We start from the raw sequence: 26,660 nt of genomic DNA, 5'->3' as shown, positions 1-26,660 counted from the left end.
TGCTGGAGGAACCGTGCGCGACGTGACCGACTCCCCGGCGCTGCACCGCCGTAGCTTCCTGAAGTACACCGGCGCCCTCGGCGTGGCCGCCGCCCTCTCCTCGTCGCTGGCCGCCTGCTCGTCCGGGCCGGAGTCCACGAACGACACCGGCGGCGGGAAGGGCGGCAAGAACGCGACACTGACCGCCGTCATCGGCTATGGGAACGACGGCAGCTGGGATCCGACGCAGACCGCGTCCGCCTTCTGCATGGCCGCCAACAACCATATCTACGAGGGCCTGCTCGACACGGACCCGATCTCGCGCGAGCCGTACGCCGCGCTGGCCACCGAGGTGCCGTCCGATCTCAGCGGCACGTCCTGGAAGTTCACGCTGCGGGCCGGGGCCACGTTCCACGACGGGAAGCCGGTCACCGCCGACGACGTGGTCTTCGTGTTCGACCGCATTCTCGATCCGAAGACGCCGACTCTCGCGAAGGGCTTCTTCGCCGGCTGGCTGAAGGAGGTCCGGAAGATCGACGCGCAGAACGTCGAGCTGGTACTGAAATTCCCCTTCCCGGAGGGGGTTTCGCGGCTCACGCTCGCCAAGATCATGCCCAAGCACATCTTCTCCCAGCCGGGTGCCTGGGACGACGCGACCGCGGGCAAGGCGGTCGGCTCGGGGCCGTACCGGCAGGCCGCGCACCACCCGAAGTCGAACACCACCTTCGAGGCGTTCGCCGACTACAACGGCCCGCGCAAGCCGGCCTTCAAGAAGATGAACTGGCTGACCATCGTGGACGCCGCGCCGCGCGTCGCGAAGATCTCGGGGGCGAGCGCGGGCGCGCAGATCGCCGACAACATCCCCTACGCCAACATCGAACAGCTCAAGAAGAGCGGCATGACCGTCCAGGGCGGCGCGGGCATGAACAACCTCTTCCTGATGTTCAACACCCAGCACAAGCCCTTCGACGACGTACGGGTCCGGCAGGCGCTCCGCTACGCCATCGACACCGGCAAAATGGTCGAGGTCGCCCTCAAGGGCCACGGCAAGCCGTCGACCTCCTTCCTCAACGAGGGCAACCCGGCCTACCGGCCGGCGAAGACCGTCTACGCGTACGACCCGGAGAAGGCGAAGAAGCTCCTGAAGGCTGCCGGGATCTCAGGGCTGAAGATCAACATCCTCGCGGTCAACGTCAGTTGGATCGTCGACTGCCTGCCGACCATCAAGGCCTCCTGGGACGCGATCGGCGTGGAGACCACGCTCTCACCGCAGGAGACGACCGCCGTCTTCACCAAGATGGACCAGAAGCAGGACTACCAGGTGGTCGCCGCCGCCTCGAACCCCAACCAGTTCGGCCTCGACGCCGACCTGATCATGCACTACAACTACGGCCCCCAGAACCTCTGGATGAGCTACGCCCGCTGGGCCGACAACGCCGTGGCCAAGAAGCTCTTCAAGGACATGGACCAGGCGACCCAGGAGTCGGACGCCGACCGGAAAACGACGATGGTCCAGGACTACATCGACATCGTCGCCGAACAGGCCGTGCTCTACCCGGTCGTGCACAACGAGCTGATGACGGCGTGGGATCCGAAGAAGCTCACCGGCATCCGCGCGCAGCCGTATCCGGGCATCAATCTCCTCCAGGCCAAGTGGGTCTAGGGCCCCCTCCGGCCCTGGCAGCAAGGGGAGTTCGTACGTGACCACCGTCGCCAGAATCCTGGCCCGCCGCATCGCCCTGCTCGTGCCCCTGATGCTCGGCATCGTGCTGTTCGTGTTCCTGGTGATGCGGTTCTCGGACGTCGACCCGGCGTCCGCGTTCTTCCAGGGCGCCAACCCGACGCCGCAGCAGCTGCACGACTTCCGGGAGCGGAACGGGCTGCTCGATCCCTTCCCGGTCCGTTACGTCCACTTCATCGGGGACCTGCTCCACGGTGACATGGGCACCAGCGCGCTGACCCGGGCGCCGGTCGTCGACCAGGTCACCACCGCGCTGCCGCTCACGCTCCAGCTCACCTTCCTGGGGCTCGGCATCGCGGTGGTGCTCGCGCTGCTCGGCGGGGTCACCGCCGCGATCTACCGCGACCGGCTGCCCGACCAGATCATCCGGGTCGTCTCGCTCACCGGTGTCGCGGCGCCGGGCTTCTGGCTGGCGCTGCTGATGATCCAGTATCTGGCCGTCGACCAGGGCTGGTTCCCGACCGGCGGCTACATCAACCCCGCCGACTCGCTGAGTGGTTGGCTGAAGACGATGACCCTGCCCGCCTTCGCGCTCTCGCTCCCGGTCGCCGCCCAGCTCACCCGGATCGTGCGCACGGCCGTGGTCGAGGAGCTCGACAAGGACTACGTACGGACGGCGATCGGCAGCGGCCTGCCCCCGGTGGTCGTGGTCGGCCGGAACGTCCTGCGCAACGCCCTGATCAACCCACTGACCGTACTGGGCCTGCGCGTCGGTTATCTCCTCGGTGGCGCGGTCGTCATCGAGACCATCTTCTCGCTCCCGGGCATGGGGAAGCTGATGATCGACGCCGTGAAGAACGGCGACCCGGCCGTCGTCCAGGGAGTCGTGCTGACGACGGCCACCGGCTTCGTGGTCGTGAACCTCGTCATCGACATCCTGTATCTGCTGGTCAATCCGCGACTGAGGGATGCGACCCCATGACAACTCGCTCGCGTCTGGCGACGGTTCTCGCCCGCCCCGGCATCCGGCTGCGGGGCTGGCGCCGGCTCCCCCTCCTCACCCGTGTCGCCGCCTGCTTCCTCACCGTCGTCGTCCTGCTGGCCCTCTTCGCACCCCTCCTCGCCCCGCACGACCCGCTCGACCAGCAGCCGCAGGTGGACGGCACCGGGCACCCGTCCGGCGGCCACTGGATGGGACAGGACAGCCTCGGCCGGGACATCCTCAGCCGGCTGATGTACGGCGCCCGCTGGTCCCTCGCCATCGGCCTGGGCGCCACCGCGCTCGCCCTCGTCGTGGGAGCGCTCCTCGGCGCGGTCGCGGCGACCTCGCGCAAGGCGGTCGACGAGACGCTGATGCGCTGCCTGGACGTGGTGATGGCGTTCCCCGGCATCGCGCTGGCGGCGGTCCTGGTCGCCGTCTTCGGCGGCGGCATCACGGTGCTGATCTGCGCGATCGCGTTCCTGTTCACGCCGCCCGTCGCAAGGGTCGTACGGGCGAACGTACTCGACCAGTACGGCGAGGACTACGTGACGGCGGAACGCGTGATCGGCGCACGGACACCCCACATCGTCCTCCGCCACGTGGCCATCAACTGCGCCGCTCCCATACTGGTGTTCTGCACGGTCCAGGTCGCGGAGGCGATCGTCTTCGAGGCGTCGCTGTCGTTCATCGGGGCGGGCGTCCGGCCACCCGACCCCTCCTGGGGCAGCGTCATCGCGGACGGCAAGAACATGGTGCTGACCGGCGGCTGGTGGGCGACGGTCTTCCCCGGCCTGCTGATGCTCATCACCGTGCTGTCCCTGAACATCCTGTCCGAGGGCGTCTCGGACGCGTGGGCGGCACCGGCGGCCAGGGAGGTGGAGGTGCGCGAGGCGGCGGCGGACCGCCTGGAGGCGCCGGAGCCCGGCAGCGGAAAGGTCCTCGAACTGCCAGGGCTGACCGAGGCGGCCACGCGCCTGCGCTCCCGGGCCCGCCCACTGCCCACCGGCCAACCCGTGCTCGCCGTCGAGAACCTCGCCATCGGCTTCGACGCCCGGCACGGCGGCGTGGACATCGTCGACGGCATCAGCTTCGACGTGCACCCCGGTGAAGTCCTGGGACTGGTCGGCGAGTCGGGCTGCGGAAAGTCCCTGACGGCGCTGACGGTGATGGGCCTGGAGCCGAAAGGGGCGCGAGTCCGGGGCCATGTCCGTTTCAGCCAGCGGCAGTTGGTCGGCGAGCCGATGCGCGTACGACGACGCCTGCTGGGCCACGAGATGGCGATGGTCTACCAGGACGCGCTGTCGTCCCTGAACCCGGCGATGACGATCAGGGCGCAGCTGAAGCAGGTCGTACGGCGCGGCGGCAAACGCACTCCCGCGGAACTCCTCGGGCTGGTCGGCCTCGACCCCGAACGCACCCTGCGCAGCTACCCCCACGAACTCTCCGGCGGCCAGCGCCAACGCGTCCTCATCGCGATGGCGTTGTCCCGCAGCCCCAAGCTGATCGTCGCCGACGAACCGACGACGGCCCTGGACGTGACGGTCCAGGCGCAGATCATCGAGCTGCTCCTCCGGCTGCGCGAGGAGCTGGGCTTCGCCCTCATCCTCGTCTCGCACGACCTGGCGCTCGTCGCGGACGTCACGGACCGGGTGGTCGTGATGTACGGCGGCCAGATCGTGGAGACGGGCGTGACGGCGGACCTCGTGGAGTCCCCCGCCCACCACTACACGCGCGGACTGCTCGGCAGCGTCCTGTCGCTGGAGTCGGCGGCCGAGCGGATGACGCAGATCAAGGGGGTCGTGCCCGCCCCCGCGGACTTCCCGGCGGGCTGCCGTTTCGCCGACCGCTGCCCGCTGGCGAGCGAGGTGTGCCGGACGACGGCACCCGACCTGCTGGGTGCGCCGACGCATACGGCCGCCTGCCACCATCCCGCGATCGACCTGACGACGGAGCCCGCCACCAGGGGAAGCGAGGCAGTCAAATGACGTCACCGACGAAGTCGCCCGTGCCGGCACTCATGGCCCTGTCCGACGCCCATGTCGTCCACAAGGCGCGCACCGGTGGCCTGTTCGCCCGCGACCGGGTGTACGCGCTGACGGGCGCCGATCTGACCATCGCGCCGGGCGAGACGGTCGGGGTCGTCGGTGAGTCCGGCTGCGGCAAGTCGACGCTGGCGAAGGTACTGGTGGGGGTGCAGCGGCCGACATCCGGCACGGTGTCCTTCCGCGGCCGCGACCTGTGGTCGATGAAACCGGCCGAGCGCCGCACCGCCGTCGGCGGCAGCACGGGCATGATCTTCCAGGACCCGTCGACGGCACTGAACCGCCGGCTGCCCGTACGACAGATCCTGCGCGACCCCCTGGACGTGCACCGACGCGGCACGGCGACCGAACGAGCCGACCGTGTAAGGGAATTGATGTCCCTGGTCGGCCTGCCCCGGGCGCTCGCGGACGCCCTGCCCGGCCAGCTCTCCGGTGGCCAGCGCCAACGCGTGGCCATCGCGCGGGCCCTCGCCCTCGACCCCGACCTCGTCGTGGCCGACGAACCGACGAGCGCGCTGGACGTGTCGGTCCGCGCGCAGATCCTCAACCTCCTCCTGGACCTGAAGGAGCGCCTGGGCCTGGCCCTCGTCTTCGTCTCGCACGACATCCAGACCGTACGGAGGATGAGTGACCGGGTGATCACCATGTACCTCGGCCGGATCGTGGAGGAGTCCCCGGCCGCCGAGGTCACCGACCGCTCCCGGCACCCGTACACCCGGGCCCTCTTCTCCGCCACGCCGGGCCTGCTGGACCCGATCGACCCCATCCCGCTGGTGGGCCCGGTCCCCTCGGCGACCGCACCGCCCTCCGGCTGTCCCTTCCGCACGCGCTGCTGGAAGGCGGACGAGGTGTGCGCCTCCGCGATGCCGGACTTCACGGCCGCGTCGGCCCCGGGCCACCGCTTCCGGTGCCACCATCCTGTGCAGGAGGACCAGTCGACGCGCGCTCTGGTCGCGCAGGCGGAGTCCGCCTCCCCGGTCACCGCCATGGCCGACATCCCCGCCCAGCATCAACCCTAGGGAGCCCGCATGCCGATCCCCACCCCGCTGACCGGTGTCGTTCCGCCCGTCTGCACCCCCCTGACACCGGACCGCGAGGTGGACGTCCCCTCGCTCATCAGGCTCGTCGACCACCTGGTGGAGGGCGGTGTCGACGGCCTCTTCGTGCTGGGCTCGTCCTCGGAGGCGGCGTATCTGACGGACGCGCACCGGCGGCTGGTCGTGTCGACGGTGGTGTCGCATGCCGGGGGTCAACTGCCGGTGCTCGCGGGGGCGATCGACATGACGACGCCGCGGGTGCTGGACCATGTGGCGTACGTGACCGCGGCGGGGGCGGACGCGGTCGTGGTGACCGCGCCCTTCTACACGCGTACGCACCCGGCGGAGATCGCCCGCCACTTCCGCCTGATCGCGGCCCGTTCCTCCGCTCCCGTCTTCGCGTACGACCTGCCCGCGTCCGTCCACACCAAGCTGGACGCGGAGCTGGTCCTCTCACTCGCCGCGGACGGCGTACTGGCCGGGCTGAAGGACTCCAGCGGCGACCTCGCCGGCTTTCGCTCCGTCGTGACAGGCGCGCGTGCACACCCCGACATCACCGGCTTCAGCGCCCTCACCGGCTCCGAACTCGTCGTCGACTCGGCGCTCGCCCTGGGCGCCGACGGGGCCGTGCCCGGCCTCGCCAACGTCGATCCGCACGGGTACGTACGCCTCGACCGGCTCTGCCGGGAGGGGGACTGGGAGCGGGCGCGGGCCGAACAGGAACGGCTCTGCGCCCTGTTCGGCATGGTGGGCGTCGGCGACCCCGCCCGGATGGGCGGCAGTTCGTCGGCTCTGGGGGCCTTCAAGGCGGCGCTGTGCTTGCGGGGGGTGATCTCCTGTCCGGCTACCGCGGAGCCGCAGGTTCCGTTGTCGGAGGCGGAGGTGGAGCGGGTGGGGAAGTATCTGGCGGCGGCGGGGTTGCTGTGAGGTTTTCTCGCCCCCCTCCGCCCCTGCCCGTCCCGTCCTTGGGCTCCGGCCCCAGACCCCGCTCCTCAAACGCCGGAGGGGCTGATTCTTGGCCCGTCCGGCGTTTGAGGACGAGGCCGTTCAGGCCGAAGCGGGGGTCTGGGGGCGGCAGCCCCCAGGGACGATGGGGGTCCCCCCGCTCGAGCGAAGCCGAGAGTGGGGGAGGGCAGGGGCGGAGGGGGCGAAAAACCCACCACGGCTCCACCTAGCCCCCGAGGTCGGTCACCGGGATCCGCCGGAACTCGATCGTGTCGTACGTCCCCGTCGCACCCGTCTCGTAGAGGATCCCGACCCGGCCGGCGCCCAGCTGGACGAGGTCGGAGTACGCGGCCCGCAGCGAGGAGAGCGTCGTCGCCTTGGTGAAGGTCGCGCCCCCGTCCGTGCTGCGCCAGATCGCCATCGACTGGCGGGCAGTGGGGACGGAGGGGCCGGAGAAGAGGAGGGGCGCGGACGGCCCGCCGCGGAGTTGGAGGACGGAGGCCTGGACCACGGGGACGTCGTTCAGGGTGGGCTGGACCGTGTAGGGGCGGACGAGGGTCTCGGCGCCGTCGGCGGAGTAGGCGTCGAGGCGATTCCCGGGGCTCGTGCCGTTCTGGTCTCGGGAGGTGAAGTAGAGCCGCCCGTCGGGCAGTTCGGCGGCTCCGCTCTCGTTGGCGTTGGCGACCCCGTCGTACGAGTCGTCGACGAACCCGAGGTGCCAGCGGAACCCGCCGTCGTCGCTGTAGAGGGCGTGCGCGCCGTAGTACTTGGGCTCCTGCCCGGTGTCGGCGGAGCCCACGGGCGGGGCGGCGGAGTGGTTGGCGGGGATCACGAGGCGCCCGGTGTGCGGGCCGTGCCGCAGCGCGACCGCGTGCCCCGGGCCCGTCGCGTACCAGCGCCAGTCCGGCAGCTTCACGTCCGCCGTGATGTCGCGCGGAGCGGAGAAGTGCCGCCCGTCGTCGCGGCTCGTCTGGACGAAGACGCGACGGCTCTGTTCCGGCGTGACCTCGCCCCGCATGATCTGCGCCTCGGTCACCGCACCGCTGTTGTAGGACGTGACCAGGACGATCCGGCCCGTGCGCGGGTCCACGACCGGGGCCGGGTTGCCCCGGGTGTCCCCGTCCCCGGACGCGACGACCCGCAGGGGACCCCAGGTGCAGCCGCCGTCGAAGGAGCGTCTGAGGACGACGTCGATGTTCCCGGTGTCGCCCGCACCGCTGTGCCTCCCCTCGGCGAAGGCCAGCAGCGTGCCCGCGCCGGTCGTGACCGTCGCCGGGATGCGGTACGTGTCGTAGCCGTCCTGGCCCGCGGTGTACGGCACGGAGGAGGTACAGCCCCCGATGGCGAGCGGCGCGCCCGACGCCGTACCGGTGGCCGCGAGGGCGGTGAGGGCGGCGAGGAGTCCGGTGGTTGCCGCGAACGCGACCATGCGGCTCGTGACGGTCATGGCACTCCCTGGACGGCGGAGGAGGTGGGACGTGGGATGTCTATGTCCAGGAGAACCTAATGTGCCTTACGGGACGCGGCAATACCCGTGCCGCTACGGCGTGTTGATGCGGCGTCAGTTCAACAGGTGCCCGGAGTGACGAGCCCCGACTCGTACGCCACGATCACCAGCTGGGCCCGGTCGCGGGCGCCCAGCTTGCCCCTGATGCGGCTCACGTGGGTCTTCGCGGTGAGCGGACTCAGGCCCAGCGACTCCGCTATTAGGCACGAGGCGGCCCTCCAGGAACGTACAGCGGTGGTCATGGGTCCACGGCTCGGTCGTGCTGCACGTCCGCGAGTTTCGACGCGAACCGGGCCGACGACGGCCAGCACGGCCACCCAGAGCCCGAGCAGCAGCCAGGGCACGGCCCGTCGCCGCGTACGCGTGGTTGTCTTTGCGGGCCCCATGACGGGGTCCTCCCCTCCTGGACGGGTGTCTGGACATGCACCAGACTCCCGGCGCGGCGGGCCGGATTCGTCGCACGGGAGGGCGAGTTCGGGGGTACTGCGACGGGTGGCCCGACGGGCCGTATTACTCCCGGAGGAGTACCAAGGAGGAGGACCAAGGAGGAGGACGAGAAGTACCAGCAGCACGAGGAGCACTAGGAGGGTGTGCGCGCCGCCACCAGCAACCGCGTCACATCGTCCGAGCAGATCGTCAGCGCCGCGCCCACAGTGGCCAGGACGTCCCGCTCGGCGGGGGTGTACGGCCCGTCGGCGAGGGCGATCCGCGCGCCCTGGAGGAGGATCGCCTCCCGGCCGGTGGGCGCGAGGTGCGGGGCCAGCGGGTCCAGGGCCTCATGGAGCTCTATGGCCAGGCTCGCCCCGCACGGCTCCCCGAGGACACGGCCGGTGTCCGCGGCGAGCGCCTCGACGAGGGCGCCGAGCTGGTCCTCCGTGCAGTCGTCGAAGCCGGCCGAGCGCACCGCTCCGGCGGCCGTCTCCAGGGACGTACGGGCGCAGGCGCCGCCCGCGGCGAGCACGGCGAGGGCGACGGTGTGGACGGCGTCGCGGAGCATCGCGGAGAAGCGGGTCGTGGTCGGGTGGTCGAGGACGTCGGCGCCGTAGTGGTGGCGGCAGGCGGCGCATTCGACGACGGGCCCGGTCTCGCCGCGCGGGAGGACGGGAACGCCGAGGAACGTGACGCGGCGACGGCCGGTGAGGCGCTGGTAGTTGCGGTCGCCTCCGCAGCCGGGGCAGAAGAACTCGCCGTCGCCGACGGCCGTCCACGCGGTACGGGTGCCCAGGATGTGGGAAACCTGAACTGCACGACCGTTTCGTCCCCATCCTGGCAGCACGTCGCACACCTCCGTAACGCCGCGGCAACATCGCCGCGCTGGCGTGATGTTAGCCACATTGTTGAGTCAACGTCAGTACCCAGGACGAGACCTGCCCGTGACCTGCACGGCAATTGGCCGGTATACGACGTGGCCCCGCCCGCCTCGAAAGGCGGACGGGGCCAGGAAAAGCGCCGGTCAGGATCGTCAGCGGGCCGCGCGGTTGACGGCGGAGACGACGGCCTTCAGCGAGGCACGTGTCGTATTCGCGTCGATGCCGATCCCCCACAGGACCTGACCGTCGATGGCGCACTCGATGTACGAGGCGGCCTGCGCGGACGCGCCCTCGCTCATCGTGTGCTCCTGGTAGTCCAGCAGGCGTACGTCGATGCCGATGGACTGCAGGGCGTCGAAGAACGCGGAGATCGGACCGTTGCCTGTGCCGGTCAGGACCGTGTCGACGCCGTCGACCGACGCCTCGACGGTGAGCGTGTCCACGCCGTCCTTGTCCGTCGTGGACTGGCCGTTCTTGACCTGGATACGGCCCCACGGGTTCTCGGGGTTCGGCAGGTACTCGTCCTGGAAGATCGCCCAGATGTCCTTCGGGGTGACCTCGCCGCCCTCGGCGTCCGTCTTCGCCTGGATGATCTTCGAGAACTCGATCTGCATCCGGCGCGGCAGGTCCAGCTTGTGGTCGTTCTTCAGGACGTACGCGATGCCGCCCTTGCCGGACTGCGAGTTGACGCGGATGACGGCCTCGTACGAGCGGCCGACGTCCTTGGGGTCGATCGGCAGGTACGGGACGGCCCACTCGATGTCGTCGACGGTGACGCCCTTGGCCTTCGCGTCGGCCTCCATGGCGTCGAAGCCCTTCTTGATGGCGTCCTGGTGGGAGCCGGAGAAGGAGGTGTAGACCAGGTCGCCCACGTACGGGTGGCGCGGGTGGACCTCCATCTGGTTGCAGTACTCGGCGGTGCGGCGCACGTCGTCGATGTTCGAGAAGTCGATCTGCGGGTCGACACCCTGCGAGAACAGGTTCATGCCCAGCGTGACCAGGTCGACGTTGCCGGTGCGCTCGCCCTGGCCGAACAGACAGCCCTCGATGCGGTCGGCACCGGCCATCAGGGCCAGCTCGGCGGCGGCGACGGCCGTACCGCGGTCGTTGTGCGGGTGGACGGACAGGCAGACGTACTCGCGGCGGGACAGGTTGCGCGACATCCACTCGAAGCGGTCCGCGTGCGTGGAGGGGGTCGAGCGCTCCACCGTGGCGGGCAGGTTGAGGATGATCTCGCGGCCCGGACCGGGCTGCCAGACGTCCATGACCGCCTCGCAGACCTCCAGGGCGAAGTCCAGCTCGGTGTCGGTGAAGATCTCGGGGCTGTACTGGTAGCCGAACTCGGTCTCGGGGCCCAGCAGCTTCTCGGCGTACTCGACGACCAGGCGCGTGCCGTCGACGGCGATCTGCTTGATCTGGTCCTTGGAGCCGCGGAAGACGACCCGGCGGAAGACCGGGGCCGTCGCGTTGTACAGGTGCACGGTGGCGCGCTTGGCGCCCTTCAGCGACTCGACGGTCCGCTCGATCAGGTCCTCGCGGGCCTGGGTCAGCACGGAGATCGTCACGTCGTCCGGGATCGCGCCCTCTTCCTCGATGATCGAGCGCACGAAGTCGAAGTCGGTCTGGCCGGAGGCGGGGAAGCCGACCTCGATCTCCTTGTAGCCCATCTTCACCAGCAGGTCGAACATCTCGCGCTTGCGGGCGGGCGACATGGGGTCGATCAGGGCCTGGTTGCCGTCACGCAGGTCGGTGGAGAGCCAGCGGGGGGCGACGGTGACCCGGTTGTCCGGCCAGGTGCGGTCGGCGATGTCGACCTGCTCGTACCGGCCGTACTTGTGGATCGGCATGGACGTGGGCTGCTGGCGGTTCTGGCTGTTCGCCATGATGCGTGGGCTCCTCGGTGGGTGTCCGAAAGGACGGCCGACGGCGCAACGCCAGACTCCGCGGGGAGGGGGTCGGCCTCGACTACAGGCCCTCGCCGCGGCAGCTAAGGAGAAGCAGCCCGAAACGCATGATGCTCCGCAGCCTAGCCGAGCTGTGCTCCGTGCGGGGAGGCTGTATCAGTATGCGGGACCGGGGGAACATTTGGGACAAAAAGTGCCCTATACCACTCTCGACCGGAGTCCGAGGCTCCCTATCGCCGCATTTCACCAATCATGGTTGCAGGTAGTGACAGGGCCATAACTCAGTGCAAGGGTGCCGGGCATGACCACCAACGGGGGCTTTGAGCCCGTCTTCTGCACCATCGTCCCGCCCCACGTCCTCGACAAGCTCGCCCAGCACGAGGACCCCGCGCTCTCCGGTCCCGCCCGCCAGACACTGGAGCACGACGCCTTCGAGCGCACCCACCGCCGGCTGACCACGGTCATCGGCGCGCCCTCCGTGGCCCCGCCCCAGGGAACCACCGAGGCCAAGCCGCACCGCACGATCTACGACGCCCGCCACCACCAGGACCTGCCCGGCAAGAAGGTCCGCGGCGAGGGCGACAAGCCCGGCAAGGACGCCACGGTCAACCGCGCGTACGCCGGTCTCGGCGCGACGTTCGAGCTGTATCTGAAGGCGTACCAGCGCAACTCGATCAACGGCGAGGGCCTGCCGCTGAACGCCACCGTGCACTTCGACACGGACTACAACAACGCCTTCTGGAACGGCGAGCAGATGGTGTTCGGCGACGGTGACGGCGAGATCTTCCTCGACTTCACCATCCCGGTCGACGTCATCGGCCACGAGCTGACCCACGGCGTCACGCAGTACAGCGCGAACCTGACCTATTTCGGCCAGCCGGGCGCCCTGAACGAGTCCATGTCGGACGTCTTCGGCTCGCTGATCAAGCAGTACACGCTCGGCCAGACCGCCACCGAGGCCGACTGGCTGATCGGCGCGGGCCTGCTCGCCGCGCGCGTCACCGGCACGGCGCTGCGCTCCATGAAGGAGCCGGGCAGCGCGTACGACGACGACGTGCTCGGCAAGGACCCGCAGCCCGCGACGATGGACCACTACGTCCGCACCGGCCGCGACAACGGCGGCGTCCACATCAACTCCGGCATCCCCAACCACGCCTTCTACCTCGTCGCCGAGGCGCTCGGCGGCCACGCCTGGGAGCGGGCCGGACAGATCTGGTACGACGTCCTCACCGGCGGGGAGCTGCCCCAGCAGGCACTCTTCTCGGACTTCGCGCGCCTCACGCTCGCCGCGGCACGGTCCCGGTACAACGAGGGAGAGGAACTGCAGGCCGTGACGAAGGCCTGGGAGCAGGTCGGGGTCCCGGCCTCGTAGCCCTGGCGTCCGACTCGTACTAGACAGGACCCATGCGTATTCAGGTGAGGCGCACGGGCGGATTCGCGGGCATCGAGCGCCAGGCCGAGGTGGACACCTCGGGACGGCCCGACGCCCATGAGTGGCACGCCCTGGCCGAGCAGGCAATCGCCGCCGGCCGGGGCACGCCCTCCATCGGCGTCCCGGACGGCTTCAGCTACGAGATCACGGTGGACGGCAAGACGGTGTACGCCGCCGACCCGCGACTGACACAGGAGCAGCGAAAGCTGATTTCGAAGGTCCTGAAGGAGGGCGCGTAGCAACTGTGGCCAGGTGGGGCGCCCCTTCGGGGGCGCGGGTCCGTGACACTGTGCGGCTCCGCCGCGTGGGCGCGACCAGCCCGAGAAAGCCCGCAGCCGCCGAAGACAGCACCACCCCTCCCCCTAGGCGCCCCCGCCGAGCCCTAACTGCTGGTTCACACCGCCCCGTTGACTTCCGTTACCGCCGGTACGGATGATCGCGCGCATGGCGACGAACCCCCTACCGCAGTTCCCGCCCGGCTTCCTCTGGGGCGTATCCACCTCGGCCCACCAGATCGAGGGAGCCGCAGACGAACGCGACCCCTCGGTGTGGGACGCCTTCACGGCCGAGCCCGGCCGAATAAAAGACAATTCAACGGCGGCGGTGGCCTGCGACCACTACCACCGCTACCCGGAGGACGTCGCACTCCTGGCGGGCCTCGGAGTGGACGCCTACCGCTTCTCGATCTCCTGGCCCAGGGTGAACTCCCCCGGCGGCCTCGACTTCTACGACCGGCTCGTCGACGAACTGGTCGCCGCGGGCATCCGCCCCGTACCGACGCTCTTCCACTGGGACCTGCCGCTGGAGCTCGGGGAGGCGGGCGGCTGGCTGACCCGGGACACGGCGGAGCGCTTCGCCGAGTACGCCGGTGTCGTCGCCGCACGTCTGGGCGACCGGGTGAAGAAGTGGATCACCCTCAACGAACCCGCCGAACACACCCTGCTCGGCCACGCCCTCGGCGCCCACGCCCCCGGCAAGAAGCTGATGTTCGACGCGCTGCCGGTGGCCCACCACCAACTCCTCGCACACGGCCTGGCGGTACGGGCCTTGCGCGCGGCCGGGGCCACGGACATCGGGATCGCCAACTCGCACGGCCCGACCTGGGCGGCCTCACGGCGCACCGAGGACGTGGAGGCCGCCGACTTCTACGACCTGCTCCTCAACCGCCTGTTCGCGGACCCCCTGCTACTGGGTCAATATCCCGACGGCATCGGCGAGTTGATGCCGGGCGACGTCGAGTCGGACCTGAAAGTCATCGCGGAGCCGATCGACTGGTACGGGATCAACTACTACCAGCCGACCAAGGTGGGCGCCCCCGAGGGCGCGGAGATCGAGTTCAGTGGACTCACCCTGCCTGCCGAACTCCCCTTCTCCGTCCGCGAATTGGAGGGCTACCCGGTCACGGACTTCGGCTGGCCGGTCGTCCCCGAGGCGCTCACGGAGCTGCTGGTCGGCTTCCAGGAGCGCTACGGCGACCGGCTCCCGCCCGTGGTCATCACCGAGAACGGCTGCTCGTACGAAGGCATCGACGACCAGGAGCGGATCGCGTTCCTGGACGGTCATGTCCGGGCGCTGCACCGGGCGTTGGAGCAGGGTGTCGACGTACGCGGCTACTTCGTCTGGTCGCTGATGGACAACTTCGAATGGGCGGAGGGATACGCGCGCCGCTTCGGTCTGGTGCACGTCGACTACGACACGCTGGAGCGGACACCGAAGGCGTCGTACGCCTGGCTGCGAGACGTGCTGCGGGCGCGGGGATGACGGCCGCGGACCCGGTCGGACCACCGTCCGCGGACGCCCTCGGCGAACCCGTCGAGCGGGTCGGCCGGGGCTGGACCGCGGCGCTCTCGCTCGCCAACGGGGCGATCTGGGTGGGCTGGTACGGCCCCCTCCAGATCCTCCTGGCCTCCCAGGCGGAGGACTTCGCGCCCGGCACCGGTATGTCGAAGGAGACGATGCTGGCCTGGGTCACGGGCGCGGGCGCGGTGGTCTCGCTGGTCGCCAATCCGCTCTTCGGCGCGCTGTCCGACCGCACCACGGCCCGCTGGGGCCGCCGTACGCCGTGGATCGTGGCCGGAGCCGCGGGCGGCGCGCTGTCCCTGCTGATCCTGGCCGGCGCGGGCGGCGTCTGGACCATGGCGCTCGGCTGGTGCCTGGTACAGCTCACCCTGAACGCCGCCTTCGCCGCGGTCACGGCGGCCGTCCCCGACCGGGTGCCGCGGCTCCAACGGGGCTCCGTGGGCGGCTGGTTGGGCGCGGCGCAGATCCTGGGCGTGGTCGGCGGTACGGGGCTCGCGACGGTGGCGGGAGGTACCGGGGGCGGGTACGCGGCGTGCGCGGTGTTCACGCTGGTGGGCGTCCTGCCGTACGTACTGCGCTACCAGGACCTGCGGCTGCCGGTGTCGGCCCGCCCCGCCTGGTCCTGGCGGGCCTTCCTCACCTCCTTCTGGCTGAGCCCCCGCGACCACCCCGACCTCGCCTGGGCATGGCTGACCCGCTTCCTGATCAACCTCAGCAACGCGCTCGTACTCCTGTACCTGCTCTATTACTTGAGGGACCGGCTGCTCCCCCACTCTCGGCTTCGCTCGACCGGGGGGACCCTCATCGACGACCCCGAGCAGGGCGTCCTGATCCTCACGGCGGTCAACGGCGTCACGCTGCTCGCGACGGTCGTGGTCGGCGGGGTGTGGTCGGACCGGCTCGGCCGCCGCAAACCGTTCGTGATCTGGTCCGGCGTCCTGATGGCGGTGGCCACGGCGGCGCTGGCCGGCTGGCAGACCTGGCCCGGCGCGATCGTCGCCGCGGCGGTCCTGGGCATCGGCTTCGGCGTCTTCACCTCCGTCGACTTCGCCCTGATGACCGACGTCCTGCCCAAGGCCCTCGACCGCGGCAAGGACCTCGGCGTCATCAACATCGCCAACGCCCTTCCCCAGGTCGCCGCCCCCGCCCTGGCCGCCCCGATCGTCACGTACCTGGGCGGCTACCGGGTGCTGTACCTCGTCTCGGCGGTGATCGGCCTCGCGGGGGCGGTGCTGGTGGGGCGGATCAGGGGGGTGGACTGAAGGCAGGTGCCGCGTCGGCCCGCTAGAGGGCGCCCGCGTCCACGGCGGTCCACACCGACGGGTACAGCGGGCGGAAGCCCAGCTCGCGGCGGATGCGGGCCGTGGTGACGATGCCGAACCAGGGGTCGGCATCGGTGCGCTCGTACAGGGCGGGCGGCATCTCGACGCCGTTGAGGTGGTGGAGGTCGACGGTGGTGACGGGGGCGTCGTCGGCGATGTTGTAGATCCCGCCGCCCGCGCCCGGGGCGTACAGGAGGCGGCGGAGGCCCTGGGCGACATCGGCGTGGTGGACCAGCTGGAGGCGCTGGGTGGCTGCCCACTGGGAGGCCCACCTCATCGATGCGGCCAGATGCGGGTCTCCCTCGCCGTAGACGAAGGCGAGCCGCCCGATCCGTACGTCCATGCCGCCCGCCAGGGCGAGGAGGCCCCGCTCCGCCTCCCCCTTCGACTCCGCGTACGCGCCCCACATCTCGCCGCCGGGCACGGCCGGGTCCTCCTCGGTGAGCGGACGCCCGCGGCCGGTCCCGTACACGACATTGGTGCTGACCTGCACGAACCGGCGTACGCCCGAGGCGACGGAGGCCCGTCCCAGCTCCAGCGCGGCGTCGCGGTTGACGGCCCACGCCTCCTCGTCCGGTACGCCGCGGAAGGCGGCCGCGATGTTCACCACCGCGTCGACGCCCGCGAGGGCCTTGCCCAGCGTCTCCGTGTCCCGCAGGTCGCCGACCGCGACCTGGGCGCCGAGGTCGGCGAGGGCGGCCGCCCTCGACTCGTCGCGGACCAGGACCCGTACGTGATCACCGGGGGGTGCCTGGCTCAGCAGCCGGGGTACGAAGCGGCGGCCGACCTCACCGGTGGTTCCTGTCACCAACGTCAGCATGATGTGCTCCTCTCGTCGGTTCCGAGCGTCTCTCCGTGCCGGGCGCGGCGGGAGAGACCTTCCGATCCGGGGATCGGAAGTGCCTGGATAAGCCGGGCGGGATCGGTCACGCTGGAGAGGTGAACCGAGCAGAACTCGCCGACTTCCTGCGCCGCGGCCGGGCCCGGCTGGAGCCGTCCGACGTGGGCCTCACGGCCGGGGCCCGGCGGCGTACGCCCGGGCTGCGCCGGGAGGAGGTGGCGGCGCTCGCGGGCATGTCCGTGGACTACTACACGCGGCTCGAACAGTCCCGTGGCCCCCGCCCCTCCCGCCAGATGCTCGGCGCGCTGGCGCGGGCGCTTCGCCTCACCGGCGACGAACGGGATCACCTCTTCCATCTGGTGGGTGAGGAACCGCCACGGGCCGAGAGCGCCTCCACGCATGTCCGGCCCGGTCTACTGCTGATCCTCGACCGGCTGCACGACGCGCCCGCGCAGGTCATGACCGACTACGGGGATGTGCTCGCGCAGAACGCGATGGCGGCGGCGCTGGTCGGTGAGGCCGGTGCCGAACGCAACGTCGTCCGGCGCTTCTTCACCGACCCGCGGGCCCACGCGCTCTTCCCGGCCGAGGACCGGGCCGAGCATGCCCGCTCCCACGTCGCCAATCTGCGCGCGGTCACGGCGGCCCGTCCCGGCGACCCGGGGCCGGCGTCGCTGGTGTCCGAACTCCGCGCGACGAGTGCGGAGTTCGCTGCTCTCTGGGAGTCACACGAAGTGGCGGTACGCCGAGCCTCGACGAAGAGATTCCTGCACCCCACGGTCGGCCTGCTCGACCTGGACTGCGAATACCTCCTCAGCTCCGGCGACAACCAACTCCTCATCATCCACACGGCCCGCCCCGGCACCGACTCCCACGAACGCCTCCGACTCCTCCGCGTAGTAGGCCTCCAGAACATGACCCCTGCCCACCCGTGACCGCCGGATTTTCCTCGCCCCCGCCGCCCCTGCCCGTCCCGTCCCTGGGGCTCAACTTCGGCCACTTTTAGTGACCGTTGAAGGAATGGGGCGGCAGCCCTTGCAATCGTGCGCCCCCCGCGCATCAATGGAACCGCACATTCCGACGGACCGTCAGATACCCCACACCGCGCAGCGCCCGCATCCCGCTCGCGACAGGTCCCGGCACACAGCTCCCCGCACCCTCACCGAGCACAGAGGTGAGCCCCCGTGCGCCCGGACAGGGCGGACGGCCCCGTCCCGACCATCCCCACATGGCAATTCCCCCACAAGGGAAGGGAATCCAATGAGAGGCAAGCGACTCGGAACCGTCGCGGCGTTAGTCGCCGGCACCCTCGCAGCGACCGGCCTGGCCTTCGCGCCGACCGCCGCGGCCGTCACCCCCCAGACAGCGACCATCAACGCGACGTGCAGCATCGGCGGCAGCGGCGCGGCCACCCTCACGGCCACGCAGAACGGCACGGCCGCGACCATCACCCTCAGCTCCACCGAGATCACGGCCCCGATCGACGTGGCCCAGGACTCGGTCGCCTCCACCCTCACCCTGGTGAAGGCGGGCGGCGGCACCACCGACTTCACCGGCACGAAGAACCCCGCCATGGCCGCGGGCAGCGGGGTCTCGGTGGGCCCCCTGGACGGCACGGTCGCCTCCGGCGACAGCCTGGAGGCATACGGCGGCTCCCTCCAGATGGTGGTCTTCGGCATCACCATCACCTGCACGGCGGACGCACCGCAGTCCCCGAGCCCGTTCGTGTTCGACTGACACCGAGACGGACACCAAAGCTCACAGCAAGTCCGAGACCGGCACCCGGCACGTGAAGACCGGTGCCGCCCGCGCGCAGCGGCACCGGTCCGCGCACCGCCCGGCGCGTCTGACTCAACTGCGAACCCAGGAGTCGGCGAGCGCGTCGTTCTTCGCGCTGCCGTGGCTGGTGGTGGGGGCCGGGTTCGCGGGGGCGGTGGTGGTGATCAGAACGCGTCGGGGCCGTACGCAGTCGTGGACGCTCAGAGTGCGTCGGGGCCGCGCTCGCCCGTCCGTACGCGTACGACCGTCTCCACCGGCACCGCCCACACCTTCCCGTCCCCGATCTTCCCCGTCTGCGCGGCCTTCACGATCGCGTCGATGACCGCGTCCGAATCGGCGTCCTCGACGACGACCTCGATCCGGACCTTGGGGACGAGGTCGACCTGGTACTCGGCGCCGCGGTACACCTCGGTGTGCCCGCGCTGACGCCCGTACCCGCTGGCCTCGGTCACGGTCAGCCCGTGCACGCCGATCTCCTGGAGCGCGGTCTTGACCTCGTCGAGGCGGTACGGCTTGACGATCGCGGTGATGAGCTTCATGCCTGGGTCTTGACCTTCTGCGCGGTGGGGAGGGATGACGAGACCGGGGCACCATGGCCCAGGACCCCGTGATCGTAGGCGCTCTCGGCGTGCACCGTAAGGTCCAGGCCGGTCTGCTCCTGCTCCTCGTCCGCGCGGAAGCCCATGAGCCGGTCGATCAGCTTCCCGATGCCGTAGGTGACGGCGAAGGCGTACGCCCCGACGGCCACCACGGCGACCAGCTGCTTGCCGAGCTGGCCCAGTCCGCCGCCGTAGAGGAGCCCCTCGGCGCCACCCGTCATCGCCTTCGTCGCGAAGACGCCGATGAGGACCGTGCCGACGATGCCGCCGACGAGGTGGACGCCGACGACGTCCAGCGAGTCGTCGTAGTTCAGCTTGAACTTCCAGCTCACGGCGTACGAGCAGACAGCGCCGGCGGCGAGACCGACGACGAGGGCGCCGAGGAGGGACACGGATCCGCAGGACGGGGTGATCGCGACCAGGCCCGCGACCGCGCCGGAGGCGGCGCCCAGCGTGGTGGGGTGGCCGTCCCGCTTCTGCTCCACGAACAGCCAGCCGAGCAGGCCGGTGCAGCCGGCGGCGAGCGTGTTGAGGAAGGCGGCGGCCGCGAGGCCGTTGGCACCGAGGGCCGAGCCCGCGTTGAAGCCGAACCAGCCGAACCAGAGCAGACCGGCGCCCAGCATCACCATCGGCAGGTTGTGCGGCCGCATGGCGTCCTTCTTAAAGCCGAGGCGGGGGCCGAGGACCAGGCAGAGGGCCAGGCCGGAGGCGCCCGAGGTGATCTCGACCGGCAGACCGCCCGCGAAGTCGAGGGCACCGAGCTGGTCGAGAATCCAGCCGCCCGGGCCCCACACCCAGTGGGCGACGGGAACGTATACGAGCAGCGCCCAGACCGGGACGAAGACCAGCCACGCCCCGAACTTCGCCCGATCGGCGATCGCGCCGCTGATCAGCGCCGCCGTGATGATCGCGAAGGTCAGCTGGAAGGTGGCGAAGAGGAGCGTGGGGACCGTGCCCTGCACGCTGTCCGGGCCGAGGCCCGCCATGCCCGCGTGCTCCAGGCCGCCGATCAGCCCGCCGAAGGCGTCGCCGCCGAACGCGAGGGAGTATCCGGCGACCAGCCACACCACCGTGACCAGGGCGATCGACACGAAGCTCATCATCAGCATGTTGAGGACGCTCTTCGTGCGGACCATGCCGCCGTAGAACAGGGCGAGCCCCGGGGTCATCAGAAGAACGAGGGCGGTGGCGGCGAGCAGCCACGCGGTGTCGCCGGTGTCGATGTGGGGGGCGGCCAGGGTCACGGTCTCTCCAGCGGTCCGGGGGCGTCGTCAGAGAGTCACCGGCGCGGGTTTCCGGTTGTGCACGTACGCGTTTCCGGCGTGTTTCGTGTTGCGTGGGGGTTTCTGGAACCTCACCGCACCGTGTGGGGCACTCGGCGTGCGGCGGGCGCTTGTGGATCAGGGACAATGGGCGCCATGAGCGTTCGTACCCAGTCATCCGAGCCGTCCGAGGCCAACCACCGCGCCGGCTTCGCCTGCTTCGTGGGCCGCCCCAACGCGGGCAAGTCCACCCTCACGAATGCTCTGGTCGGCCAGAAGGTGGCGATCACCGCGGACCAGCCGCAGACCACGCGGCACACGGTGCGCGGCATCGTGCACCGGCCCGACGCCCAGCTGATCCTGGTGGACACCCCCGGGCTCCACAAGCCGCGCACGCTGCTCGGTGAGCGTCTCAACGACGTCGTACGCACCACCTGGGCCGAGGTCGACGTCATCGGCTTCTGCCTGCCCGCGAACGAGAAGCTCGGCCCCGGTGACCGGTTCATCGCGAAGGAGCTGGCGTCCATCAAGAAGACGCCGAAGATCGCGATCGTCACGAAGACCGACCTCGTGGACAGCAAGACGCTCGCCGAACAGCTCATCGCGATCGACCAGCTCGGCAAGGAGCTCGGCTTCGAGTGGGCGCAGATCGTGCCGGTGTCCGCGGTCGCCGACAAGCAGGTGGGCCTGCTGGCCGACCTCATCGTGCCGCTGCTGCCGGAGGGGCCTGCGCTCTACCCCGAGGGTGACCTCACGGACGAGCCCGAGCAGGTCATGATCGCGGAGCTGATCCGGGAGGCCGCGCTCGAGGGCGTACGCGACGAGCTTCCGCACTCCATCGCCGTCGTCGTCGAGGAGATGCTCCCCCGCGAGGACCGGCCCGCGGACAAGCCCCTCCTCGACATCCACGCCTTCGTCTACATCGAGCGCCCCAGCCAAAAGGGCATCATCATCGGCCCCAAGGGCAAGCGCCTGAAGGACGTCGGCATCAAGTCCCGCAAGCAGATCGAAGCGCTGCTGGGTACGCCGGTCTTCCTCGACCTCCATGTGAAGGTCGCCAAGGACTGGCAGCGGGATCCCCGCCAGCTCCGGAAGCTGGGCTTCTGAGTTTCTTTCGCCCCGCCGTCCCTACCTGTCCCGTACCTGGGGCTCCGCCCGAAATCAGCCCCTCCGGCGTTTGAGGAGCGGGGTCTGGGGCGGAGCCCCAGGACGGGAAGGGCAGGGGCGGCGGGGGCGAAACCCCTCAGCCCGCAGTGACGACGACCCGCACCGCCCCGTCGGGCCCCGCCACCAGGACCGGCGTCTCGGGCCCGCCGAGATCGCGTACGGCCGCGCGGTCCTCGTCAGAAGCACCCTCCTCCTCGGAGACGACCGCCGCCGCCTCCAAGGACTTCGCCCCGGAAGCGACCGCCATCGCCACCGCGGTCCGCAGGGCGCTCAGCCGCAGGGAGGGCAGCTCCACGGTCCCGGCGACATACGTACGGCCCGTCTCATCACGTACGGCCGCCCCCTCGGGCACACCGTTGCGGGCCCGCGCGGAACGGGCCAGGGTGACGATCTTGCGGTCCTCGGGGTCAAGCGCGCTGCTGTCGGTCATGCCCTGAGCATACGAAGAACCGGCGTACCGGGATCAGGCGCCTACCCGGCAACGGGGTACATCGACCCCCGCCGCCCCTCCGGCGAAGCCAGCCACTCCAGCTTCGCCGCGGTGTTCGCCTCCGGCAGCGGCGTGTGCAGCACGATCGTGAGATCGGGCCGTGCCGGGACCTTCATGGCGGTGGACTCGACGGTGAGCAGCCCGACCAGCGGATGGTCGAGCTCCTTGCGGATCTGCCCCGCCTCCTGGATGTCCCGCCGCTCCCACAGCTCGCCGAACTCGGCGCTGACCTCCTTGAGTTGGGCCAGTAGCTCCTGGAAGCCCTCGTCGTCGGGGGCGGCGGCGCAGGACGCCCGGAACTGGGCGACGACCGTCCGTGCGTTCACCTCCCAGGTCCGAGAGTGGCCGCGGTAGAGGGGGTCGGTGAAGAAATCGAGGATGCAGTTCTGCGTGTTCTCGGGACGCATGCCGAGAACCATCCCGGCGGCGTCGTTGTACATGACGCAGTTGTAGTACTGGTCCATGATGTGCGCCGGATACGGCATCCACGTGTCGATCAGCCGCCGCAGCCCGTCGCACATGTCCCGGTCCTCGGGGGCTACCTCGGGCGCGGGCGGGTTCAGCCCGGCGAGCACGTACAGGTGGCGTCGCTCGGCGTTGCTGAGCCGCAGCACGCGGGCGACCGAGTCGAGGACCTGCGGCGAGACGGAGATGTCCCGCCCCTGTTCCAGCCACTGGTACCAGGAGGCGCCGACACCCGCGAGCACGGCGACCTCCTCGCGGCGCAGGCCCGGGGTGCGACGGCGCGCCCCGCCGTCCGGCAGCCCGGCCTCGGCAGGTGACACCCGCGCCCGGCGGCTCATCAGGAACTCACGCAGATCCCGCAGCCGCTGGGTCTTGAGCGCGTCCTCCGTCACGTGCGAATCCCCCTCATGGTGCCCCCTCATCGTGACTGGTGGTGCGACCACCAGCATAAGTTCCGGCTCCCCACGATTATTCCGATCGCTGGAAGCTCTTGCCATGGCGATCGACACCACCGCATCCAGTCCCGTACACACCCCCCAACCTCCCCTCGACACCCGGCTGTCGACCCGCGACAAGCTCGTCCTCTTCGTGCTGTGCGCGGCGCAGTTCATGGTCGCGCTCGACTTCTCCGTACTGAACGTGGCGCTGCCCGTCCTCGGCAACGACCTGGGCATGAGCCGGTCCGCGCTCCAGTGGGCGGTCACCGCCTTCACACTGCCCTCCGGCGGATTCCTGCTCCTCTTCGGCCGCATCGGCGACCTCTACGGGCGCCGCAAGCTGTTCCTGGCGGGCCTGGCCGTCTTCGGCGCGGCCTCACTGCTGGCGACCTTCGCCTGGGACCCGGCGTCCTTCCTGGCCGGGCGGGCGTTGCAGGGCCTGGGCGCGGCGGCGATCATCCCGACGGGCATGTCGCTGCTGACCACGACGTTCCCGGAGGGTCCGGCGCGCGACCGTGCCCTGGGCATCTCCGGCACGCTCCTCTCCCTCGGCTTCACGGTCGGCATGGTCGCGGGCGGTGTCCTCACCGACGCACTGGGCTGGCGCTCGACGATGGGCCTGCTGTCGGTCTTCGCGCTGATCGTGCTGCCGCTGGCACCGGGCCTGCTGCCCGAGTCCCTCCCCCATAGCCTTGAGGGCATGGGAGGTGCCCCCATCCCGAACCGCCCGCGCCTGGACATCCCCGGTGCGGTCACCGTGACGGGCGGCCTGCTGGCCCTGATCTACGCCCTGTCGACGGCGGCCGAGCGCGGCTTCGGCGGCGCCGACGTCATCACGACCCTCGTCGCGGGCGTGGCCCTGCTCGCCGCCTTCGTGTACATCGAATCGCGCACCGAGGCTCCCCTGGTCAGCCTGCCCATGCTGCGCCGCCGCACGGTGGCGTGGGGCAACCTCGGCGGTCTGGTCACCTTCTCGATGATGTCGACGGTGATCTTCGTGCTGACCCTGTACCTCCAGGAGACCCTCGGCCTCTCCGCCTTCAAGACGGGCCTGGTCTTCGGCGCCCAGGGCCTCCTGTCGGCCCTCGCCGGGGTGTACGCCCCGAAGGTCATCGGCCGCATCGGCGCCCGCCGTACGCTGGTCGGCTCGCTGGCCGGTCAGGGCCTGTTCGTGGCGACGCTCGTGCTGCTGAACTCCCACACCTGGTCCGTCTGGCTCGCCACCGCCGCGGTCTCGCTGGCCAGCGTGTGCCACCTCGGCGCGATCATCTCGTACGGCCTGACCGTCACCTCGGGCGTGCCCAACGAGGAACAGGGCCTGGCCACGGGCCTGGTGACCTCCACCCAGCAGGTCGGCATCACGATCGGCATCCCGCTGCTGGGTGTCCTCGCGACCACCTCGACGAACCTGCTGGACGGCGTCCACACGGTCCTGTCGCTGGACGCGGCGATCGTCCTGGTGGCGGCGGTGCTGGTCGCGGTGGGCCTGCGCGGGCGCAACGCGCGGGCGTGACTCAGGGACGGTCGAGGCGGAGGCGCTCGGCCTTCGGCAGACCGGCGACGACCAGGTCGTACGAGTCCTCGACGAGCTCCCGGACCAACAGGTCCGGGAGCTCGCCGTCGGCCGCCACGGTGTTCCAGTGCCGCTTGTTCATGTGGTACCCGGGGATGATCAGCCCCGGGTACTCGCCGCGCAGCCGGACCGCGTCCTCCGGGTCGCACTTCAGGTTGACGGTCAGCGGGCGCGCGGACAGGTTCGTCAGCGCGAAGAGCTTTCCCAGCACCTTGAAGACCGAGGTCTCCGGGTTGAAGGGGAAGTCCTCGACGGTCGCGTTGAAGGACAGGCAGAAGGCGCGCAGCTGCTTCGGGGTCACTCCGGCTTCTCCTCCTCGGGGGGCTCCACCGGGCCGACCGGCTCGACAAGCACCGTGACGATCTTGTTCCGGCGCCCGGCCGCGGCCTCCGCGGTCAGCCGCAGTTCCCGCCCGTCGGGCAGCTCGACCACCGACGAGGCCCCGGCGATCGGGACCCGCCCGAGCGCCTTGGCGAGCAGTCCGCCGACGGTCTCCACGTCCTCGTCGTCGTACGCCTCGAAGCCGTAGAGCTCGCCGAGGTCGCCGATGTCGAGGCGGGCGGTGACCCGGTAGCGGTCGTCGCCGAGCTCCTGGACGGGCGGCAGTTCGCGGTCGTACTCGTCGGTGATCTCGCCGACGATCTCCTCGAGGATGTCCTCGATGGTGACGATGCCGGCCGTGCCGCCGTACTCGTCGATGACGACGGCGACGTGGTTGCGCTCCTGCTGCATCTCGCGCAGCAGATCGCCCGCGTTCTTCGTGTCGGGCACGAAGGTTGCGGGCCGCATCGCCGTGGACACCAGCTCGGACTCGGCGTCGCGGCTGATGTGCGTCTTGCGGGCCAGGTCCTTCAGGTACACGATCCCGACGATGTCGTCCTCGCTCTCCCCGGTGACGGGGATGCGTGAGAAGCCCGAGCGCAGGGCCAGGGTCAGCGCCTGGCGGATGGTCTTGTAGCGCTCGATGACGACGAGGTCGGTGCGCGGCACCATGACCTCGCGTACGAGGGTGTCGCCCAGCTCGAACACGGAGTGCACCATGCGGCGCTCCTCGTCCTCGATCAGGGAATCCTTCTCGGCGAGGTCGACCAGCGCGCGCAGTTCGGCCTCGGAGGCGAAGGGGCCGCGCCGGAAGCCCTTGCCGGGCGTCAGGGCGTTGCCGATGAGGATGAGCAGGGGCGGGATCGGGCCCATGATCCGCGCCAGCGGGAGGAGCACGTACGCCGCCGCCGTCGCGGTGTTCAGCGGGTGCTGGCGGCCGATGGTGCGCGGAGAGACGCCGACGGCGACATACGAGACGAGGACCATGACGCCGATGGCGACGGCCAGCGCCTGCCAGGTCTCGGTGAACTCCTTCAGGCAGGCGTACGTGACGAGCGCGGCGGCGGCCATCTCGCAGGCGACGCGCACGAGCAGCGCCACGTTCAGATAGCGGGTCGGGTCGGCGGCGACCTGCGCGAGCTTCGCGCTGCCGCGCCGCCCGGACCGTACGGCCTCCTCCGCGCGGAAGCTGGAAACGCGCGCGAGGCCCGCCTCCGCGCAGGCGGCGAGCCACGCGACGACGACCAGCAGGACGGCGCCGATCACGAGTTGAGGACTCATGACACGGTCGGGGCCGGAGACGGGCCCGTCATGCCCTTCTCCGCGCGCCAGCCGTCCACGATGGCGGCCTGGAGGCCGAACATCTCGGCCTTCTCGTCCGCTTCCTCATGGTCGTAGCCGAGCAGGTGCAGCACCCCATGGACGGTGAGGAGCTGGAGCTCCTCGTCCATGGAGTGCTGCGTCGCGGCTTCCTTGCCCTGCCGCTCGGCGACCTCCGGGCAGAGCACGATGTCGCCGAGCAGGCCCTGCGGCGGCTCGTCGTCGTCCTTGGACGGCGGGCGCAGCTCGTCCATGGGGAAGGACATCACGTCGGTGGGCCCCGGGAGGTCCATCCACTGGATGTGCAGCTGCTCCATGGCGTCGGCGTCCACGACGATCACCGAGAGCTCGGAGAGCGGGTGGATGCGCATCCGCGCGAGCGCGTAGCGGGCGATGTCGAGGATCGCCTGCTCGTCGACCTCGGTTCCGGACTCGTTGTTGACGTCGATCGACATGGTTGTGCTG

At 70.4% G+C, this 26,660-nt stretch carries 24 protein-coding genes and 1 pseudogene; 13 read left to right on the top strand and 12 right to left on the bottom strand.

Annotated elements, in window-relative coordinates; genetic code table 11:
* Nucleotides 1-13 precede the first annotated feature (13 nt).
* The 5 genes from ACZ4WS_RS12370 to ACZ4WS_RS12350 are packed head-to-tail and all read left to right on the top strand — an operon-like array spanning nucleotide 14 to nucleotide 6,648.
* Nucleotides 14-1,642 carry an ABC transporter substrate-binding protein gene (locus ACZ4WS_RS12370; protein WP_467979655.1) on the top strand — a complete coding sequence of 543 codons (1,629 nt, stop codon included), beginning with the start codon at nucleotides 14-16 and terminating at the stop codon, nucleotides 1,640-1,642.
* A 37-nt stretch (nucleotides 1,643-1,679) separates the two neighbouring features.
* Nucleotides 1,680-2,642: an ABC transporter permease gene (locus ACZ4WS_RS12365; RefSeq protein ID WP_467979654.1), complete on the top strand. Its 963-nt coding sequence runs from the start codon at nucleotides 1,680-1,682 to the stop codon at nucleotides 2,640-2,642.
* Nucleotides 2,639-4,627 (top strand): dipeptide/oligopeptide/nickel ABC transporter permease/ATP-binding protein, encoded by a 1,989-nt coding sequence (locus ACZ4WS_RS12360; RefSeq protein WP_467979653.1) that lies wholly within the window; start codon nucleotides 2,639-2,641, stop codon nucleotides 4,625-4,627. Before ACZ4WS_RS12365 ends, ACZ4WS_RS12360 begins: the two co-directional genes overlap by 4 nt.
* Nucleotides 4,624-5,703, top strand: a complete 1,080-nt coding sequence (locus ACZ4WS_RS12355) for an oligopeptide/dipeptide ABC transporter ATP-binding protein (RefSeq protein ID WP_467979651.1) — start codon at nucleotides 4,624-4,626, stop codon at nucleotides 5,701-5,703. Before ACZ4WS_RS12360 ends, ACZ4WS_RS12355 begins: the two co-directional genes overlap by 4 nt.
* A 9-nt stretch (nucleotides 5,704-5,712) precedes the next feature.
* Nucleotides 5,713-6,648 carry a dihydrodipicolinate synthase family protein gene (locus ACZ4WS_RS12350; protein WP_467979650.1) on the top strand — a complete coding sequence of 312 codons (936 nt, stop codon included), beginning with the start codon at nucleotides 5,713-5,715 and terminating at the stop codon, nucleotides 6,646-6,648.
* Between the two features lie 244 nt (nucleotides 6,649-6,892).
* Here the strand turns inward: ACZ4WS_RS12350 and ACZ4WS_RS12345 are convergent, their stop codons facing one another.
* From ACZ4WS_RS12345 to leuA, 4 genes and pseudogenes are all read right to left on the bottom strand, one after another.
* Entirely contained in the window at nucleotides 6,893-8,113 is a 1,221-nt protein-coding gene (locus tag ACZ4WS_RS12345; RefSeq protein WP_467979648.1) for a sialidase family protein, read from the bottom strand.
* A gap of 119 nt (nucleotides 8,114-8,232) precedes the next feature.
* Nucleotides 8,233-8,373, bottom strand: a pseudogene (locus ACZ4WS_RS12340) (response regulator transcription factor); the annotation flags it as partial.
* Between the two features lie 380 nt (nucleotides 8,374-8,753).
* Nucleotides 8,754-9,449, bottom strand: coding sequence for a TerB family tellurite resistance protein (locus ACZ4WS_RS12335; RefSeq protein WP_467979646.1), 696 nt, complete (start codon nucleotides 9,447-9,449; stop codon nucleotides 8,754-8,756).
* 186 nt (nucleotides 9,450-9,635) lie between these two features.
* The gene (gene leuA, locus ACZ4WS_RS12330) at nucleotides 9,636-11,366 is read right to left on the bottom strand and encodes a 2-isopropylmalate synthase (RefSeq protein ID WP_467979644.1); all 1,731 of its coding nucleotides are present in this window, start codon (nucleotides 11,364-11,366) and stop codon (nucleotides 9,636-9,638) included.
* 322 nt (nucleotides 11,367-11,688) lie between these two features.
* On the opposite strand from leuA, the gene ACZ4WS_RS12325 reads away from it, so the two are divergent.
* The 4 genes from ACZ4WS_RS12325 (at nucleotide 11,689) to ACZ4WS_RS12310 (ending at nucleotide 15,881) form a co-directional block, all read left to right on the top strand.
* The gene (locus ACZ4WS_RS12325; RefSeq protein ID WP_467979642.1) at nucleotides 11,689-12,759 is read left to right on the top strand and encodes a M4 family metallopeptidase; all 1,071 of its coding nucleotides are present in this window, start codon (nucleotides 11,689-11,691) and stop codon (nucleotides 12,757-12,759) included.
* 32 nt (nucleotides 12,760-12,791) lie between these two features.
* Entirely contained in the window at nucleotides 12,792-13,058 is a 267-nt protein-coding gene (locus tag ACZ4WS_RS12320) for a protealysin inhibitor emfourin (protein ID WP_467979640.1), read from the top strand.
* A gap of 193 nt (nucleotides 13,059-13,251) precedes the next feature.
* Complete coding sequence (locus ACZ4WS_RS12315) at nucleotides 13,252-14,580, top strand: GH1 family beta-glucosidase (protein WP_467979639.1); 1,329 nt, start codon at nucleotides 13,252-13,254, stop codon at nucleotides 14,578-14,580.
* Complete coding sequence (locus tag ACZ4WS_RS12310; protein WP_467979637.1) at nucleotides 14,577-15,881, top strand: MFS transporter; 1,305 nt, start codon at nucleotides 14,577-14,579, stop codon at nucleotides 15,879-15,881. The genes ACZ4WS_RS12315 and ACZ4WS_RS12310 overlap by 4 nt, the downstream gene beginning before the upstream one ends.
* A 22-nt stretch (nucleotides 15,882-15,903) precedes the next feature.
* On the opposite strand, the gene ACZ4WS_RS12305 is transcribed toward ACZ4WS_RS12310, so the two are convergent.
* Nucleotides 15,904-16,761: an NAD-dependent epimerase/dehydratase family protein gene (locus ACZ4WS_RS12305; protein WP_467979635.1), complete on the bottom strand. Its 858-nt coding sequence runs from the start codon at nucleotides 16,759-16,761 to the stop codon at nucleotides 15,904-15,906.
* A 119-nt stretch (nucleotides 16,762-16,880) separates the two neighbouring features.
* Here ACZ4WS_RS12305 and ACZ4WS_RS12300 point away from each other — a divergent pair, with 119 nt between their 5' ends.
* Both ACZ4WS_RS12300 and ACZ4WS_RS12295 read left to right on the top strand, forming a co-directional pair.
* On the top strand, nucleotides 16,881-17,717 hold the full coding sequence (locus ACZ4WS_RS12300; protein WP_467979633.1) for a helix-turn-helix transcriptional regulator: 837 nt from the start codon (nucleotides 16,881-16,883) through the stop codon (nucleotides 17,715-17,717).
* 325 nt (nucleotides 17,718-18,042) lie between these two features.
* A complete protein-coding gene (locus tag ACZ4WS_RS12295) occupies nucleotides 18,043-18,519 on the top strand; it encodes a hypothetical protein (protein WP_467979632.1) in 477 nt (158 codons plus the stop codon).
* Between the two features lie 242 nt (nucleotides 18,520-18,761).
* Here the strand turns inward: ACZ4WS_RS12295 and ACZ4WS_RS12290 are convergent, their stop codons facing one another.
* The gene (locus tag ACZ4WS_RS12290) at nucleotides 18,762-19,100 is read right to left on the bottom strand and encodes a P-II family nitrogen regulator (RefSeq protein ID WP_389423290.1); all 339 of its coding nucleotides are present in this window, start codon (nucleotides 19,098-19,100) and stop codon (nucleotides 18,762-18,764) included.
* Complete coding sequence (locus ACZ4WS_RS12285) at nucleotides 19,097-20,404, bottom strand: ammonium transporter (protein WP_467979630.1); 1,308 nt, start codon at nucleotides 20,402-20,404, stop codon at nucleotides 19,097-19,099. Before ACZ4WS_RS12285 ends, ACZ4WS_RS12290 begins: the two co-directional genes overlap by 4 nt.
* Before the next feature lie 165 nt (nucleotides 20,405-20,569).
* On the opposite strand from ACZ4WS_RS12285, the gene era reads away from it, so the two are divergent.
* The gene (gene era, locus ACZ4WS_RS12280) at nucleotides 20,570-21,529 is read left to right on the top strand and encodes a GTPase Era (RefSeq protein ID WP_467979629.1); all 960 of its coding nucleotides are present in this window, start codon (nucleotides 20,570-20,572) and stop codon (nucleotides 21,527-21,529) included.
* A gap of 136 nt (nucleotides 21,530-21,665) precedes the next feature.
* Here era and ACZ4WS_RS12275 read toward each other — a convergent pair whose 3' ends face one another.
* Nucleotides 21,666-22,019, bottom strand: coding sequence for a cytidine deaminase (locus ACZ4WS_RS12275; RefSeq protein ID WP_467979627.1), 354 nt, complete (start codon nucleotides 22,017-22,019; stop codon nucleotides 21,666-21,668).
* 41 nt (nucleotides 22,020-22,060) lie between these two features.
* A complete protein-coding gene (locus ACZ4WS_RS12270; RefSeq protein ID WP_467979982.1) occupies nucleotides 22,061-22,882 on the bottom strand; it encodes a helix-turn-helix transcriptional regulator in 822 nt (273 codons plus the stop codon).
* Between the two features lie 157 nt (nucleotides 22,883-23,039).
* Between ACZ4WS_RS12270 and ACZ4WS_RS12265 the strand changes: the two genes are divergently transcribed.
* Nucleotides 23,040-24,494, top strand: coding sequence for an MFS transporter (locus ACZ4WS_RS12265; protein WP_467979625.1), 1,455 nt, complete (start codon nucleotides 23,040-23,042; stop codon nucleotides 24,492-24,494).
* Between the two features lies 1 nt (nucleotide 24,495).
* On the opposite strand, the gene ACZ4WS_RS12260 is transcribed toward ACZ4WS_RS12265, so the two are convergent.
* The 3 genes from ACZ4WS_RS12260 to ybeY are packed head-to-tail and all read right to left on the bottom strand — an operon-like array spanning nucleotide 24,496 to nucleotide 26,650.
* The gene (locus tag ACZ4WS_RS12260; RefSeq protein ID WP_467979624.1) at nucleotides 24,496-24,855 is read right to left on the bottom strand and encodes an MmcQ/YjbR family DNA-binding protein; all 360 of its coding nucleotides are present in this window, start codon (nucleotides 24,853-24,855) and stop codon (nucleotides 24,496-24,498) included.
* Nucleotides 24,852-26,156, bottom strand: coding sequence for a hemolysin family protein (locus tag ACZ4WS_RS12255; protein WP_467979622.1), 1,305 nt, complete (start codon nucleotides 26,154-26,156; stop codon nucleotides 24,852-24,854). The genes ACZ4WS_RS12260 and ACZ4WS_RS12255 overlap by 4 nt, the downstream gene beginning before the upstream one ends.
* Nucleotides 26,153-26,650, bottom strand: coding sequence for an rRNA maturation RNase YbeY (ybeY, locus tag ACZ4WS_RS12250; RefSeq protein ID WP_189185145.1), 498 nt, complete (start codon nucleotides 26,648-26,650; stop codon nucleotides 26,153-26,155). Before ybeY ends, ACZ4WS_RS12255 begins: the two co-directional genes overlap by 4 nt.
* Nucleotides 26,651-26,660: the final 10 nt, after the last annotated feature.

This window comes from Streptomyces sp. NPDC029292 (genome assembly GCF_055569295.1).
This window is presented reverse-complemented; position numbering and strand designations above follow the sequence as displayed.